This is a genomic window from Micromonospora sp. NPDC005215 (genome assembly GCF_040607915.1).
Taxonomy (GTDB): Bacteria; Actinomycetota; Actinomycetes; order Mycobacteriales; family Micromonosporaceae; genus Micromonospora.
The window spans coordinates 1-13,322 of sequence record NZ_JBEXHQ010000024.1; the positions used below are offsets into that span (position 1 = coordinate 1).

Annotated in this window: 11 protein-coding genes; 6 read left to right on the forward strand and 5 right to left on the reverse strand. The window is 70.2% G+C overall.

The annotated features are described in order from the left end of the window. Positions 1 to 97: 97 nt before the first annotated feature. Positions 98 to 1,699 (reverse strand): ABC transporter substrate-binding protein, encoded by a 1,602-nt coding sequence (locus ABZU25_RS18740; RefSeq protein ID WP_355030611.1) that lies wholly within the window; start codon positions 1,697 to 1,699, stop codon positions 98 to 100. A gap of 424 nt (positions 1,700 to 2,123) precedes the next feature. Here ABZU25_RS18740 and ABZU25_RS18745 point away from each other — a divergent pair, with 424 nt between their 5' ends. Then, a complete protein-coding gene (locus tag ABZU25_RS18745) occupies positions 2,124 to 2,984 on the forward strand; it encodes a bifunctional methylenetetrahydrofolate dehydrogenase/methenyltetrahydrofolate cyclohydrolase (RefSeq protein WP_088950132.1) in 861 nt (286 codons plus the stop codon). 95 nt (positions 2,985 to 3,079) lie between these two features. Then, entirely contained in the window at positions 3,080 to 4,030 is a 951-nt protein-coding gene (locus tag ABZU25_RS18750; protein WP_355030612.1) for a malate dehydrogenase, read from the forward strand. 197 nt (positions 4,031 to 4,227) lie between these two features. On the opposite strand, the gene ABZU25_RS18755 is transcribed toward ABZU25_RS18750, so the two are convergent. Beyond that, positions 4,228 to 5,025: an MBL fold metallo-hydrolase gene (locus tag ABZU25_RS18755; protein ID WP_355030613.1), complete on the reverse strand. Its 798-nt coding sequence runs from the start codon at positions 5,023 to 5,025 to the stop codon at positions 4,228 to 4,230. A gap of 136 nt (positions 5,026 to 5,161) precedes the next feature. Between ABZU25_RS18755 and ABZU25_RS18760 the strand changes: the two genes are divergently transcribed. Continuing rightward, positions 5,162 to 6,379 carry an NADP-dependent isocitrate dehydrogenase gene (locus tag ABZU25_RS18760; RefSeq protein WP_355030614.1) on the forward strand — a complete coding sequence of 406 codons (1,218 nt, stop codon included), beginning with the start codon at positions 5,162 to 5,164 and terminating at the stop codon, positions 6,377 to 6,379. 295 nt (positions 6,380 to 6,674) lie between these two features. Here ABZU25_RS18760 and galT read toward each other — a convergent pair whose 3' ends face one another. The 3 genes from galT to cysC all read right to left on the reverse strand — a co-directional run bounded on the left by galT (position 6,675) and on the right by cysC (position 10,212). Next, a complete protein-coding gene (gene galT, locus ABZU25_RS18765) occupies positions 6,675 to 7,751 on the reverse strand; it encodes a galactose-1-phosphate uridylyltransferase (RefSeq protein WP_355030615.1) in 1,077 nt (358 codons plus the stop codon). Continuing rightward, complete coding sequence (locus ABZU25_RS18770; protein ID WP_355030616.1) at positions 7,748 to 8,572, reverse strand: DeoR/GlpR family DNA-binding transcription regulator; 825 nt, start codon at positions 8,570 to 8,572, stop codon at positions 7,748 to 7,750. The genes galT and ABZU25_RS18770 overlap by 4 nt, the downstream gene beginning before the upstream one ends. Positions 8,573 to 8,682: 110 nt before the next feature. After that, positions 8,683 to 10,212: an adenylyl-sulfate kinase gene (gene cysC, locus ABZU25_RS18775; RefSeq protein WP_355030711.1), complete on the reverse strand. Its 1,530-nt coding sequence runs from the start codon at positions 10,210 to 10,212 to the stop codon at positions 8,683 to 8,685. Between the two features lie 385 nt (positions 10,213 to 10,597). Here cysC and ABZU25_RS18780 point away from each other — a divergent pair, with 385 nt between their 5' ends. The 3 genes from ABZU25_RS18780 to ABZU25_RS18790 are packed head-to-tail and all read left to right on the forward strand — an operon-like array spanning position 10,598 to position 13,321. Then, positions 10,598 to 11,512 (forward strand): ABC transporter ATP-binding protein, encoded by a 915-nt coding sequence (locus ABZU25_RS18780; protein ID WP_355030617.1) that lies wholly within the window; start codon positions 10,598 to 10,600, stop codon positions 11,510 to 11,512. Then, complete coding sequence (locus tag ABZU25_RS18785) at positions 11,505 to 12,410, forward strand: ABC transporter permease subunit (RefSeq protein WP_355030618.1); 906 nt, start codon at positions 11,505 to 11,507, stop codon at positions 12,408 to 12,410. The genes ABZU25_RS18780 and ABZU25_RS18785 overlap by 8 nt, the downstream gene beginning before the upstream one ends. Next, positions 12,410 to 13,321: an ABC transporter ATP-binding protein gene (locus tag ABZU25_RS18790; RefSeq protein ID WP_355030619.1), complete on the forward strand. Its 912-nt coding sequence runs from the start codon at positions 12,410 to 12,412 to the stop codon at positions 13,319 to 13,321. Before ABZU25_RS18785 ends, ABZU25_RS18790 begins: the two co-directional genes overlap by 1 nt. The last annotated feature ends 1 nt before the right edge of the window (position 13,322 follow it).

Here is a 13,322-nt window from a genome sequence, read left to right on the forward strand (position 1 = left end):
GGGTGTCCAGGTCGAGCAGGTCGGCGGGGAGCGGGTCGGCGATGGCCCGGGGCAGCGCGGCCATGCCCTCGGCGGGGTGGCCCGCACCATGGTCAGCTCAGCTGGCCGCTTCGATCTTGACGAGGTTGACCCGCTGGAACAGGTCCATCTCCACGTTCTTGACCTTGGACGAGTGGCCGAACACGTTCTCGCCGAAGCGGAGCGGGATCACCGGCATGTCCTTGGCCAGGATGTCCTCCGCCTGCTGGTACTTGGCGATCGCCTCGTCCGGCGTCTTGGCGGCGGCACCCTCCTTGACCAGCTTGTCGAACTCCGGGTTGCTGTAGCCGTAGTAGTTCGACGAGCCGTTGGTGCTGTACAGCGGGCCGAGGTAGTCCTCCATGGTCGGGTAGTCCATGACCCAACCCATCCGGAACGCACCCACCGGCGTCTTCTTCTCGACCTTGGTCAGCAGGTCGGCGAACTTCGGCTCGGCCACGCCGACGGCGTCGACACCCAGGTTGGCCTTGAGCTGGTTGACAGTGGCGTCGACCCAGTCCTTGTGACCGCCGTCGCCGTTGTACGAGATGACGATCTTCGCCGGGCCGCCCGCGGCCTGGTAGAGCTTCTTGGCCTCGGTCGGGTTGAACTCGCCCGCCGTGCCAGTGGTGTTCTCCCGGTAGCCCGGCAGGACCGGCGAGACGAAGGAGCGCGCCGGCGTCTGCGAGCCCTTGAAGACCGACTTGGTGATCTCGTCACGGTCGATCGCCATCGAGATGGCCTTACGCACGTCCGGCTTGCTGTAGTCCTTGTCGAACGTCGGGAACGCGAGGAACTGGAACGACGACATCGGGCTGGTCTGGTACCGGTCGCCCAGGTCGCTCGGCGCGGTGCTCAGGCTCTCGGTCGGGATTGTCGGCAGCACGTCCAGGTTGTCCGCCTGAACGTCCGCGTAGGCCGCGGTGAGCTGCTGGTAGATCCGGAACTCGATGTCCTTGACCTTGGGCTTCTCGCCCGGGAACGCGTCGTAGCGCTCAACGTCGATCTTGCTGTCGTGCTGCCAGGTGCCCTTCATCTTGAAGGGGCCCTGCCCGATCGGCGCCTGCTCGTAGCCGTCCTTGAGCACACCCGGAGCCGAGAACGCGGCGTCCGGCAGCGGGAAGAACGCGTTGTAGCCCAGCGTGGTCTTGAAGTCGATGTACGGCTCCGACAACGTCACTGTGAACGTGGCGTCGTCGACCTTCTTCAGCCCGGACATCTCCTTGGCCTTCGGCGCCTTGCCCTGCAGGTCCGCGTAACCGGCGACCTTGTCGAAGAAGGCGTTGGTGTCCTGGCCGTTGGGGGCGTACGCGCCGTAGTTCCAGGCGTTGATGTAGTTCTGGGACGTGACCTTCTCACCGTTGTGGAAGGTGAAGCCGTCCTTGAGCTTGATCGTCCAGACCTTGTTGTCGGACGAGGTCACCGACTGCGCGGCCACCTCGTACGGCTTGTTCTGGGCGTCGTAGTCGACGAGCGGGCTGAACAGGCCGGCGAGCACCTGCGACCCGGACGTCTCGGTGGTGTTGGTGGGCACCAGGTGCTTCGGCTCGGCGATCTGAATACTGACCGCCGACGTGCCGCTGCCGCCGGATCCACCGTCTCCGCCGCTGCCGCAGGCCGCGAGGCCCAGCGTCACCGCGAGCGGGAGGGCGGTCCAGGCGGCGAGTCTACGAACTCGCATTGAGCCTCCTCATCTCCTCACGCTGCGCAGTCAGGCCCGACGCTGGGTTACGCTGCGCAACAAGCGGCAACGGTAGGTCGGCGACCGGCCTTCGGCAACGAGGCGGTTGCGGGTGGGTAACGGTCCGGTACCCTGCCGGCTTGCTGGAGGCCGGCCGATCTGCTAGCGGAATCCGGTCCAGACGTCTACGAGCTGCAAATATTCGGCAAGGCGAAGCGCCTGTTGTGCCAGCACCGGCCACCGAGGCGCACTCTCGGCCCGCCGTCCGGTCCCTGCCGCACTCCGCCGTCCTGTCTGGTTCGACGGTGACCGAATCCACGATCTGTGACTGAGAGTGACTAGCGCCACGTAACGGAAAGTCACGCACGGTCCCGCCACGTGCGGTCGTCCGAACGCCGGACGACGACCGTGAGACGATCTGGTGGTGACGGCGACGCTTCTGGACGGCAAGGCAACCGCGGCGGAGATCAAGGACGAGCTGCGGATACGGGTGAAGGCACTCGCGGAACGTGGCATCACCCCCGGGCTGGGCACGGTCCTGGTCGGGGCGGATCCGGGCAGCCAGGCGTACGTCAACGGCAAGCACCGCGACTGCGCCGAGGTGGGCATCGCCTCGATCCGGCGGGAGTTGCCCGCCGACGCCACCCAGCAGCAGGTCGACGACGTGCTGGCCGAGCTGAACGCCGACCCGGCGTGCCACGGTTACATCGTCCAACTGCCGCTGCCGGCCCACCTCGACACCCAGCGGGTGCTGGAGTTGATCGACCCGGACAAGGACGCCGACGGCCTGCACCCGGTCAACCTGGGCCGGCTCGTGCTCGGCTACGACGGCCCGCTGCCCTGCACTCCGCGCGGCATCGTCGAGCTGCTCCGCCGCCACGACGTGGCCCTGCGCGGCGCCACAGTGGCCGTGGTCGGTCGGGGCAACACCGTCGGTCGACCGCTCGGCCTGCTGCTCACCCGCCGCAGCGAGAACGCCACTGTCACCCTGTGCCACACCGGCACCCTCGACCTCGCCTCGCACACCCGGGCCGCCGACATCGTCATCGTCGCGGCCGGCGTACCGGGCCTGCTCACCGCCGACATGATCAACCCGGGTGCGGTGGTGGTCGACGTCGGCATCACGCGGGTGATCGGCGCGGACGGCAAGGGCCGCTACACCGGTGACGTGGACCCGGAGGTGGCCGAGACGGCCGGCGCGTTGGTCCCCATGCCGGGCGGCGTGGGTCCGATGACCCGGGCCATGCTGCTCACCAACGTCGTGGAGCGCGCGGAGCGCGGCTGAGGTGTAGGGCCGTAACCGTCCGCCCCTGACCCGATCGGTGCCAGGATGACTGATACGGTCCGGAAAACCGACTGGCATCAGGGAGTGGGACGACCATGGGTAAGAAGGTCACTGTCGTCGGGGCTGGCTTCTACGGCTCCACCACCGCACAGCGCCTGGCCGAGTACGACGTCTTCGACACCGTAGTGATCACCGACATCGTGGAGGGCAAGCCCGCGGGTCTCGCGCTCGACCTCAACCAGTCGCGGGCCATCGAGGGCTTCGAGACCAAGGTGGTCGGTGTCACCACCGGCCGCGATGGTGCGGGCTACGAGGCCATCGAGGGCTCCGACGTCGTCGTGATCACCGCAGGTCTGCCGCGCAAGCCCGGCATGAGCCGGATGGACCTGCTGGAGACCAACGCCAAGATCGTCCGGCAGGTCGCCGAGAACGTCGCCAAGTACGCGCCGAGCGCCGTCGTCATCGTGGTCTCCAATCCGCTGGACGAGATGACCGCGCTGGCGCAGCTCGCCACCCAGTTCCCGAAGAACCGGGTGCTCGGCCAGGCCGGCATGCTCGACACCGCCCGGTTTAGCAACTTCGTCGCCGAGGCACTGAACGTGCCGGTGGCATCGGTACGCACGCTGACCCTGGGTTCGCACGGCGACACCATGGTCCCGGTCCCGTCGAAGAGCACCGTCAACGGCAAGCCGCTGCGTGACGCGATGCCGGCCGAGCAGATCGAGGAACTGGTCGTCAAGACCCGCAACGGTGGCGCCGAGGTGGTCGCGCTGCTCAAGACGGGTTCGGCGTACTACGCCCCGTCCGCCGCCGCGGCCCGGATGGCGAAGGCCGTCGCCGAGGACTCCGGCGAGGTCATGCCGGTCTGCGCGTGGGTCGACGGTGAGTACGGCATCTCCGGTGTCTACCTCGGTGTCGAGGCCGAGATCGGCGCCGAGGGCGTCAAGCGGGTCGTCGAGACCGACCTGGACGCCGACGAGCGCGCCAGCCTCCTGGCGGCCGCCGAAGCCGTCCGCGCCAAGCAGGGCGACATCTCCAGCATGTGATCTCCGAAATACCGCTTCAGCGAAGGGCGCGCCGGCTTTGCCGGCGCGCCCTTCGCCGCGGTAAGAGACGCGCGCAAGTTCGGGGATGTTGCTGCCTCCGGGGCGCTGGAGGCAGCATTTTCGCTGATGTTGCGCGGATCTTGGGCTCGGTTGGGTCGGGAGCTGTCGGGGTGAACTTGACCTGGCCGGCGGGTGGGTTAAGGGGTGGTGAAGGGCGCGGACAGGTGGGGGGTGGCCAGCAGGGTGGGGGAGTGTGTGCGGAGAGCGGCCAGCCGGGACTGGCGGGCCTGCTCCGGGTCCACCTCGTGGGCGTAGGACAGCTCGGGGTCGACGAGTTGCACGGCGTGCACCAGCAGGTCGCCGGTGAGCAGCAGACGCTCGTCGGCAGCGGTCAGCAGCACCGACTGGTGACCGGGGGTGTGCCCGGGGGTGGGCAGCAGACGTACCGCTGGGGTGAGGCTGCTCTCGCCGTCGACCACCCGGAGCTGGCCGGCGGCGCGCAACGGCGCGATCAGGCCGGCCGGCAGTGCCGGGTTGAGCGTCTGCGCAGCGTCGAGGTCGGCTCGCTGCACCAGATAGCTCGCGTTCGGGAAGTACGGCCTGCCCGGCGTGCCGGTGACGGCCCAGCCGATGTGGTCGGTGTGCAGGTGGGTGAGCACGACGGTCTCGACGTCCGCGGGGTCGATGCCGGCGGCGGCCAGCTCGGCGGGCAGCCGTCCCGGTACGGGTGCCCAGCCCGGGGCCAGTGAGTCGGCCGGGCCGATCCCCGCGTCGACAAGGGTGACCGGCCCGTCGCCGGTGCGGATCGCGAAGCTGCGAAACGGCAGCCACCACTGCCCGTCGGCCGTGACCGAGGCGGGGTCGCGCCGGTCGGCCTCCGCCCAGTGTGCCGCCGTGGCCTGCGGGAACGCCTCCGCACGGGGTTGGAAGAAGGCCCCCTCGCCGTCGGTGAGCGCGGTGACCGTGATAGACCCGAGGGTGCGGCTCAGTGGCATCGGGCGATGGTGCCAGGGAATCCTGTGCCGTGCAGCCCGTTTCCGCCGGCCGAGCGAGGCCGGGTGAGGGCTGCCGGTCCAATTGCAGTACGCTCGTACTGCTAGAGCACGTGTCCCCCGAGAGGAGCGCCGGCCGATGGCGAAGATCAAGGTAAACAACCCGGTCGTGGAGCTCGACGGCGACGAGATGACCCGGATCATCTGGAAGCAGATCCGGGAGCAGCTGATCCTGCCCTACCTCGACGTCGACCTGCACTACTACGACCTGTCGATCCAGCACCGCGACGAGACCGACGACCAGGTCACCGTTGACGCCGCCAACGCCATCAAGGAGCACGGCGTCGGCGTCAAGTGCGCGACCATCACCCCGGACGAGGCCCGGGTTGAGGAGTTCGGCCTGAAGAAGATGTGGCGGTCGCCCAACGGCACGATCCGCAACATCCTCGGCGGCGTCGTCTTCCGCGAGCCGATCATCATGTCCAACGTGCCGCGGCTGGTCCCCGGCTGGACCAAGCCGATCATCATCGGCCGGCACGCCCACGGTGACCAGTACAAGGCCACCGACTTCGTCGTCCCCGGCCCGGGCACGGTGACCATCACCTACACCCCGGCCGACGGCGGCGCCCCGATGGAGATGGAGGTCGCCAACTTCCCCGGCGGCGGCATCGCCATGGGCATGTACAACTACGACGAGTCGATCCGGGACTTCGCCCGGGCGTCGTTCCGGTACGGCCTGGACCGCAACTACCCGGTCTACCTGTCCACCAAGAACACCATTCTCAAGGCCTACGACGGCCGGTTCAAGGACATCTTCGCGGAGGTGTTCGAGACCGAGTTCAAGGACGAGTTCGCCGCCGCCGGCATCACCTACGAGCACCGGCTCATCGACGACATGGTCGCCGCCGCGCTCAAGTGGGAGGGTGGCTACGTCTGGGCCTGCAAGAACTACGACGGTGACGTGCAGTCCGACACCGTCGCGCAGGGCTTCGGCTCGCTGGGTCTGATGACCTCCGTCCTGCTCTCCCCGGACGGCCGGACCGTCGAGGCCGAGGCCGCGCACGGCACTGTCACCCGGCACTACCGGCAGTGGCAGAAGGGCGAGAAGACGTCGACGAACCCGATCGCGTCCATCTACGCCTGGACCCGGGGTCTGGCCCACCGGGGCAAGCTGGACGACACCCCGGCGGTCACCGAGTTCGCCAACACGCTGGAGCAGGTCATCGTCGACACCGTCGAGGGCGGCCAGATGACCAAGGACCTCTCGCTGCTCATCTCGCGTGACGCCCCGTGGCTGACCACCGACGAGTTCATGAACGCGCTCGACGAGAACCTGGCCCGCAAGATCGCCGCCTGATCCAGGCGTACCGCTTCATCGGAGCCCGCCGGCACCAGCCGGCGGGCTTCGGCGTGCCCGGCGCTGACGCGCCGGTTGGCGTCACCGCCGTCGGCGCGCCTCGTTGACCAGGATGGACGAGATGCCAGTCGCGTCCGAGGAAGGTTGACCACTGTCGACCCGCGGCACCCGTGCGCCGATCAGCCAGCCTTCCCGGCTGTGCCGTGCACAGCCAGCCGTCCCTTCCCTGCGGGGGGCCCTGTCCCGGGCCCCCCGCGCCCTGTTTTCGCTCACGCTCTGGCAGCGCCGCCCCGACTCAGGCGGCCCGCAGCAGGTCGGCGGCGCGCTCCGGGGAGATGTCGTTGATGAAGACGCCCATCCCGGATTCGGAGCCCGCCAGATACTTCAGCTTGTCCTTGGCCCGCCGGATGCTGAACAGCTGTAGGTGCAGGTGGCCCAACTCGCGGTCGATCCGCACCGGCGCCTGGTGCCACGCCGAGATGTACGGCATCGGCATGTCGAAAAGACAGTCGAAGCGGCGCAGCAGATCCAGGTAGAGCGGCCCGAAAGCGTCCCGCTCGCTGTCGCTGAGCGCCGGAATGTCCGGTACCACCCGGTGCGGCGCGACGTGCACCTCGAACGGCCAGCGGGCAGCCGCCGGAACGAACGCCGTCCAGTGCTCGTTCTCGGCGACCACCCGGTCGCCGGTCGCGCGCTCGGCGGCCAGCACGTCCGCGTACAGGTTGCCGCCGCCGGTCCGTTCCGCGTGCCGGCGTGCCGCGGCCAGCAGCGCGCGGGTGCGCGGCGTCACGAAGGGGTACGCGTAGATCTGCCCGTGCGGGTGGTGCAGCGTGACGCCGATCTCGACGCCCCGGTTCTCGAAGCAGAAGATCTGCTCCACGCCGGGCAGCTCGCCGAGCACCTCGGTGCGGTCGGCGAGCGCGTCCAGGACGGTGCGGACCCGGCGCGGCGGCAGGCTGGCGAAGGAGGCGTTGTGGTCCGAGGTGAAGCAGACCACCTCGCACCGGCCAAGCCCCGGTCGAACGGGCGTGAACGGGGTGATCTCGCCGGGCTCCTCGGCGACCCGGCCACTGAGCGACGGGAACCGGTTCTCGAAGACCACCACGTCGTAGTCGGGTGCGGGGACCTCGGTCAGCCGGTCGCCCACCGACGGGTCGAGGGGGCACTCGTTCGCCGGTGGGAGGAAGGTGCGGGTCTGCCGATGCACGGCCACCGCCACCCACTCGTCGGTCAGCGGGTCGTAGCGCAGTTGGGACGCGGGGGGCGGCGGCGGCAGGTCGCGGCGGTCCGGCTGGTCGCGGACCGCGTCGTCGCGCTCGTCGAAGTAAATCAGTTCCCGGCCGTCGGCCAGGTCGATCGCGGTGCGTTTCACTGCGCCGCCCCCTCACTCGTCGGCGTGCGCGTCGCGCGGCCCGCCCCTGTCGCTTCTACCATGATCAATTCGCCCACCTGTTCGCCGAGTACCCGTCGTGCGGACGGAGGCAACCGGTCGTCGCTGACCAGTACGTGGGCTGCCGCCAGCTCGACGATCGAGGAGATGCCCACGGTGCCCCACTTGGTGTGGTCGGCGAGCACCACCAACCGGTCCGCCGCGGCCACGAGCGCCCGGTCGGTCTCCGCCTCCATGAGGTTCGGAGTGGTGAAGCCGGTCCGCTCGGTGATGCCGTGCACGCCCAGGAAGAGCAGATCCAGGTGCAGTGCCCGGACGGCCCCGACCGCGAGCGGGCCGACAAGCGCGTCCGACGGCGTGCGTACGCCACCGGTGAGCACCACCGTCTGGTCCGGTCGACCACCGGCGTGCAGGATCTCGGCCACCGGCAGCGAGTTGGTCACCACGGTCAGGCCGGGCACGTCCACCAGCCTGCGGGCCAGTTCGGCGGTGGTGGTGCCGGCGGAGAGCGCGACCGCCGCGCCCGGCCGGACCAGTTGGGCCGCCCGGTCCGCGATGGCGGCCTTCTCCGCCAGTTGGCGGACCGACTTGGCGTGAAAGCCCGGCTCGTCTGTCGAACTCGGCCCGGCTGCCGTGGCGCCGCCGTGCACCTTGGCCAGCAGGCCACGTTCGTGCAGGGCCTCCAGGTCACGGCGGATGGTCATGTCGGAGACGCCGAACTCGCCCGCCAACTCACTCACCCGGACGCCGCCGGTGGACCGGACCCGCTCCAGAATGGCCGCCTGCCGCTGCTGAGCGAGCATTCGCCGTGCCTCCCGAGGGTCCCCGTACTCTCACGCGGTCAAACGTGTTCCAACAAAGACGAACACTAGCGCGTAATGAGCGGTGGCCGGACAGCGGCTCCGGAAACGCCTCAGGAAGAAGCGATCTTCAGCTCCACCCAACCGGTCTCGGTCAGCTGGTGCAGCACGGCCTGAACCGCGTCCGCGACGCTGAGATCGGTGGTGTCCAGCACCAGGTCGGCGTCGGTCGGCTCCTCGTACGGGTCGTCGATGCCGGTCATCCCGGTGAGCAGGCCGGCTCGCGCCCGCGCGTACAGGCCCTTGCGGTCCCGGCGCTCACACACCTCCAGCGGAGTGGCGACGTGCACCAGCACGAAACCCGCCCCCGCGGCCAGGGCCATCTCGCGGGCGGTGGCACGGGCCGCCGCGTACGGGGCGATCGGGCAGCAGATGCCCACCCCCCGGTGCCGGGCGATCTCGGCGGCCACCCACCCGATCCGCCGGACGTTCATGTCCCGGTCGGCCTTGCCGAAGCCCAGCCCGGCGGTGAGCTCCCGGCGCACCACATCACCGTCGAGCAGGGTCACAGTGCGATCGCCGCTCTCCCGCAACGCGTCCGCCAGCCCGCGGGCGATTGTCGACTTGCCGGAGCCGGAGAGGCCGGTCAGCAAGACCACCAGCCCTCGGTGCCGGCGCGGTGGCCGGGCCTGGGCCAGCTCCCTCGCCACGGCCGGCGGGGTGTGCCACTCCGGCAGGGGGAAGCCTCGATCCAGCAGGTCGTCGATCTCCTGCTGGGTCAGCGCGAGCCGACGGTTGCGCGGTGGGATGTCCTCCCGCCAGCGCCACTGCCCGTCCCTGTTGTCGTAGGCGAGCTCGCGCGGCACCAGCACCCGCAACCCGGCGCCGGAGAGCATCTCCCCGGTGGAGAGCAGGTGGGTGACCCCGTACGCGGCGGACACCCGGGCGCGTAGCAGCGCGTCGCTGATCTCCTCCCGTCGATGCGACAGCGGCACCGCGATCACGGTGGCGGGCGGCATCCGGTCCCGGGCAGCGAAGATGATGCGCACCAGTGCCTCTGGCGGGAGCCCGCCGACACCACCCTCACCGACCGGGATCATCACGAGCAGGTGCGCGGCCAGGGTGCGGGCGGCGTGGGCGATCTGAGCGAGCTGTGGACGGTGCAGCGGCCGGTCGGCGATCACACCGAGCACCCGGCCCGGGGGCAGCAGTGCGCGGACCTCCTCCGGACTGCGGCGCAGTCGCTGGAACGGGCCGTGGCCACCGTCGCCCAGCCGCCGGACCTGACCGCCAACCCCGGCCACGCCCTCGCGTACCGGCCAGACGTCGGCCACGTCCACTGCCGCCGCCGGCGCGCCCTCGCCGTCGGTCAGCACCAGCGCCCGGCGGGCCGGGTCGCGCGGATCGAAGCCCTGGGCCAGCGCGGCCGGCACCTGGAGGGTCACCGCTACCTGCCACGGAGTGCCGTCGGCCAGTTGGCCGCGCCGGCTGACCGACACCAGGTCGGCACGGGTCATGAAACCAGTCAGGGGGGCGTACGCACCGGTCAGCAGCAGCTCCAGATCAGCGAGCTCACCGGGACGCGGCGTGTACGCCGGTGCGTCCCGCAGCACCTCGTCGGGCAGCACCCAGCCGTTGCTCATCCACACCCCCCACTCGCTGACCGGCACACAGTTTCGCAGCCGACCGCCGATCGGTCGAGGCCGCCACTCCACGACCCGGTCGGGCGGATCAGCACCGGGGCCGCCGGCCATCGCCGACCGCATCCGACTCCACCTCGAACCGGTCGTCGTGACGGACGTGCTCGATGTCCAGGTGACGCGGGCGCGACTCCCCGCCGGCCGGGAGGTGAATGGTGTCACCCCGGATCGGCGTTTCCCGAGGCGGGGTCGCGCCGGACACGCCACCGGCGACAACGGTCCCGGCGCCCCCGGCGGGGGACCTTAGGGGTCCGTCGGGGCAAGGATCAGGGGAGCGCCGGGGGCGCGCCGGTGTCCGCGGTGGGCGTCGACTCCCTACGCTGGCAGCGTGACACTGATCGCGACCCAGTCGCTCACCAAGACGTACGGAGGTCGGGTCACCGCGCTCGCCGACCTCACCGTCGCCGTCGAGCCCGGGATCATCGGCCTGGTGGGCGCGAACGGCGCCGGAAAATCCACGTTGATCAAGATCCTGCTCGGCCTTATCGCCCCGACCAGCGGTCAGGTCTCGGTGCTCGGCATCGACCCGTCCGCCGACTCGGCGGCGGTCCGTGCCCGCGTCGGGTACATGCCCGAGCACGACTGCCTCCCGCCCGACCTGTCCGCCGCCGAGCTGGTCACCCACCTCGGCCGGATGAGCGGTCTGCCCCGCACCGCCGCCCGCGAGCGGGCCTCGGAGGCGTTGCGGCACGTCGGGCTCTACGAGGAGCGTTACCGCCCGGTGGGCGGCTACTCCACCGGCATGAAGCAGCGCGTCAAGCTGGCCCAGGCGCTGGTGCACGACCCCGACCTGCTGCTGCTCGACGAGCCGACAAACGGCCTGGACCCGGCCGGCCGGGACGCCATGCTGGCGCTGGTGCACCGGATCGGCACCGAGTTCGGCATCTCCGTGCTGGTCTGCTCGCACCTGCTCGGCGAGGTGGAGCGGATCTGCGACACGCTGATCGCCATCGACGGCGGCAAGCTGCTGCGCGCCGACCACATCTCGGCGATGACCTCGGCCACCGACGTGCTCGCCGTCGAGGTCAGCGAGGGCACCGAGGAACTCGCCGCCCGGCTCGCCGAGCTCAAGCTGCCGGTGGCGCGGGACGGGCGACTGCTCCTCGTGCCACTCGCCGACGACGGCACCTACGATCTGATCCTCGGCGCGGTCGCCGAACTTGACCTGCCACTGCACCGACTCGACCAGCGCCGGCACCGGGTGGCCGAACTCTTCGCCGCGAGGGAGCTCACCCATGCCTGAACCGTCAGCAGCTGCCGTGCGTCCCGCGCCGACCGGTGTCATCCACGACATCGGCTACCAGCGCTACCGCGGCCCGAGGCTGGGCCGCCGCCACGTCTTCGGCGCCCTCTACCTGCACGGGCTGCGTACCGTGTTCGGTCTCGGGCGCAGCGCCAAGGCCAAGATCTTCCCCTGGCTGGTGATCGGCATCGTCACCCTGGTCGCGGCGGCGCTCGCCGCGATCCGCAGCCAGATCGGCGAGCCGGTCGCCACCTACGCCCAGTTCGCCGACGCGATGAGCTGGCTGGTCATCTTCTTCGTCGCGGTGGCCGCGCCGGAGCTGGTCTCCCGTGATCTGCGCAGCGGCGTCCTGCCGCTCTACTTCTCCCGACCGCTGCCGCGCAGCGACTACGCGCTGGCCAAGCTGCTGGCGCTCGTCACCGCCCTCTGGCTACTGCTCGGTGGGCCGCAACTGGTGATGTTCCTGGGTGCCGCGTTCACCACCAAGCAGGGCATGCGCGGGGTCTGGAACGAGCTGCTCGACCTGCTCCCCGGGCTGCTCTACGCCGGGCTCTGGGCGGTGGTCTTCGCCTCCATCGGGCTGCTTGTCGCCTCGCTGACCGGCAAGCGCGCCTTCGCCGCCGGTGGCGTGGTCGCCGTCTTCCTGATGACCACGCCGATCGTGGGGGTGCTGAGCATCCTGCCGTCGCGCGCGGCCAACGAGTTGGCCGGGCTCGCCTCGCCCTCCACGCTGGTGCAGGGAGTGGGCATCTGGTCGCTCGGCGACCTGCTGGTCGAGGGCGATCCGGGTGAAATGTCGATCGGCGGGTTCGGCCCGGTCTACGCCCTGGCCGCGGTGCTGCTGGTCGCCGGCGCGACAGTCCTCCTGCTGGTCCGCTACCGGAAGGTCGCCTCCTGATGAGCACGCTGAGTCTGACCGGTGTGTCCCGGTGGTACGGCAACGTGGTCGCGGTCAACGACATCAGCATGGCCCTGGGGCCGGGCGTGACGGGGCTGCTCGGCCCGAACGGCGCCGGCAAGACCACCCTGCTGCACATGATGGCCGGGTTCCTCGCCCCGTCGCGCGGCACTGTCACCCTCGACGACGAGCCGACCTGGCGCAACCCGGACGTCTACCGGCGGTTGGGGCTGGTCAGCGAACGGGAGGCGGTGCAGGGCTTCCTCACCGCGTACGAGTTCGTGCTGGCCAGCGCGAAGCTGCACCGGCTGGCCGATCCGGCGGCTGCCGCCCGACGGGCGATCGACCTGGTCGAGCTGGAGTCGGCGCAGGGCCGCCGGATCGGCACGTACTCCAAGGGCATGCGCCAGCGGGCCCGGGTGGCCGCCGCGTTGGTGCACGACCCGCAGGTGCTGCTGCTCGACGAGCCGTTCAACGGGATGGACCCGCGCCAGCGCCTGCACATGATGCAGTTGCTGCACACCCTGGGCGACGCCGGCCGGACCATTCTGTTCAGCTCGCACATCCTGGAGGAGGTCGAGCAGGTCTCCGGGACGGTGCAGGTGATGGTGGCCGGGCGGTTGGCGGCCTCCGGCGACTTCCGGACCATCCGTCGGTTGATGACCAATCGCCCGCACGTCTTCGCGGTGCGTTCCACGAACGACAGGGCGCTGGCCGTCGCGTTGATCGCCGAACCGTCCGTCAGTGGCGTCGAGTTGGACCCCACCGGCCTGACCGTGCGGGCCGGTGACTACGGCGCCTTCACCCGGGCGCTACCCCGGATCGCGCTCAAGCAAGGCATCCGGGTGCGCCAGCTGGTGCCGTCCGACGAGTCTCTGGAGAGCGTCTTCTCCTACCTGGTGGAGGCCTGAC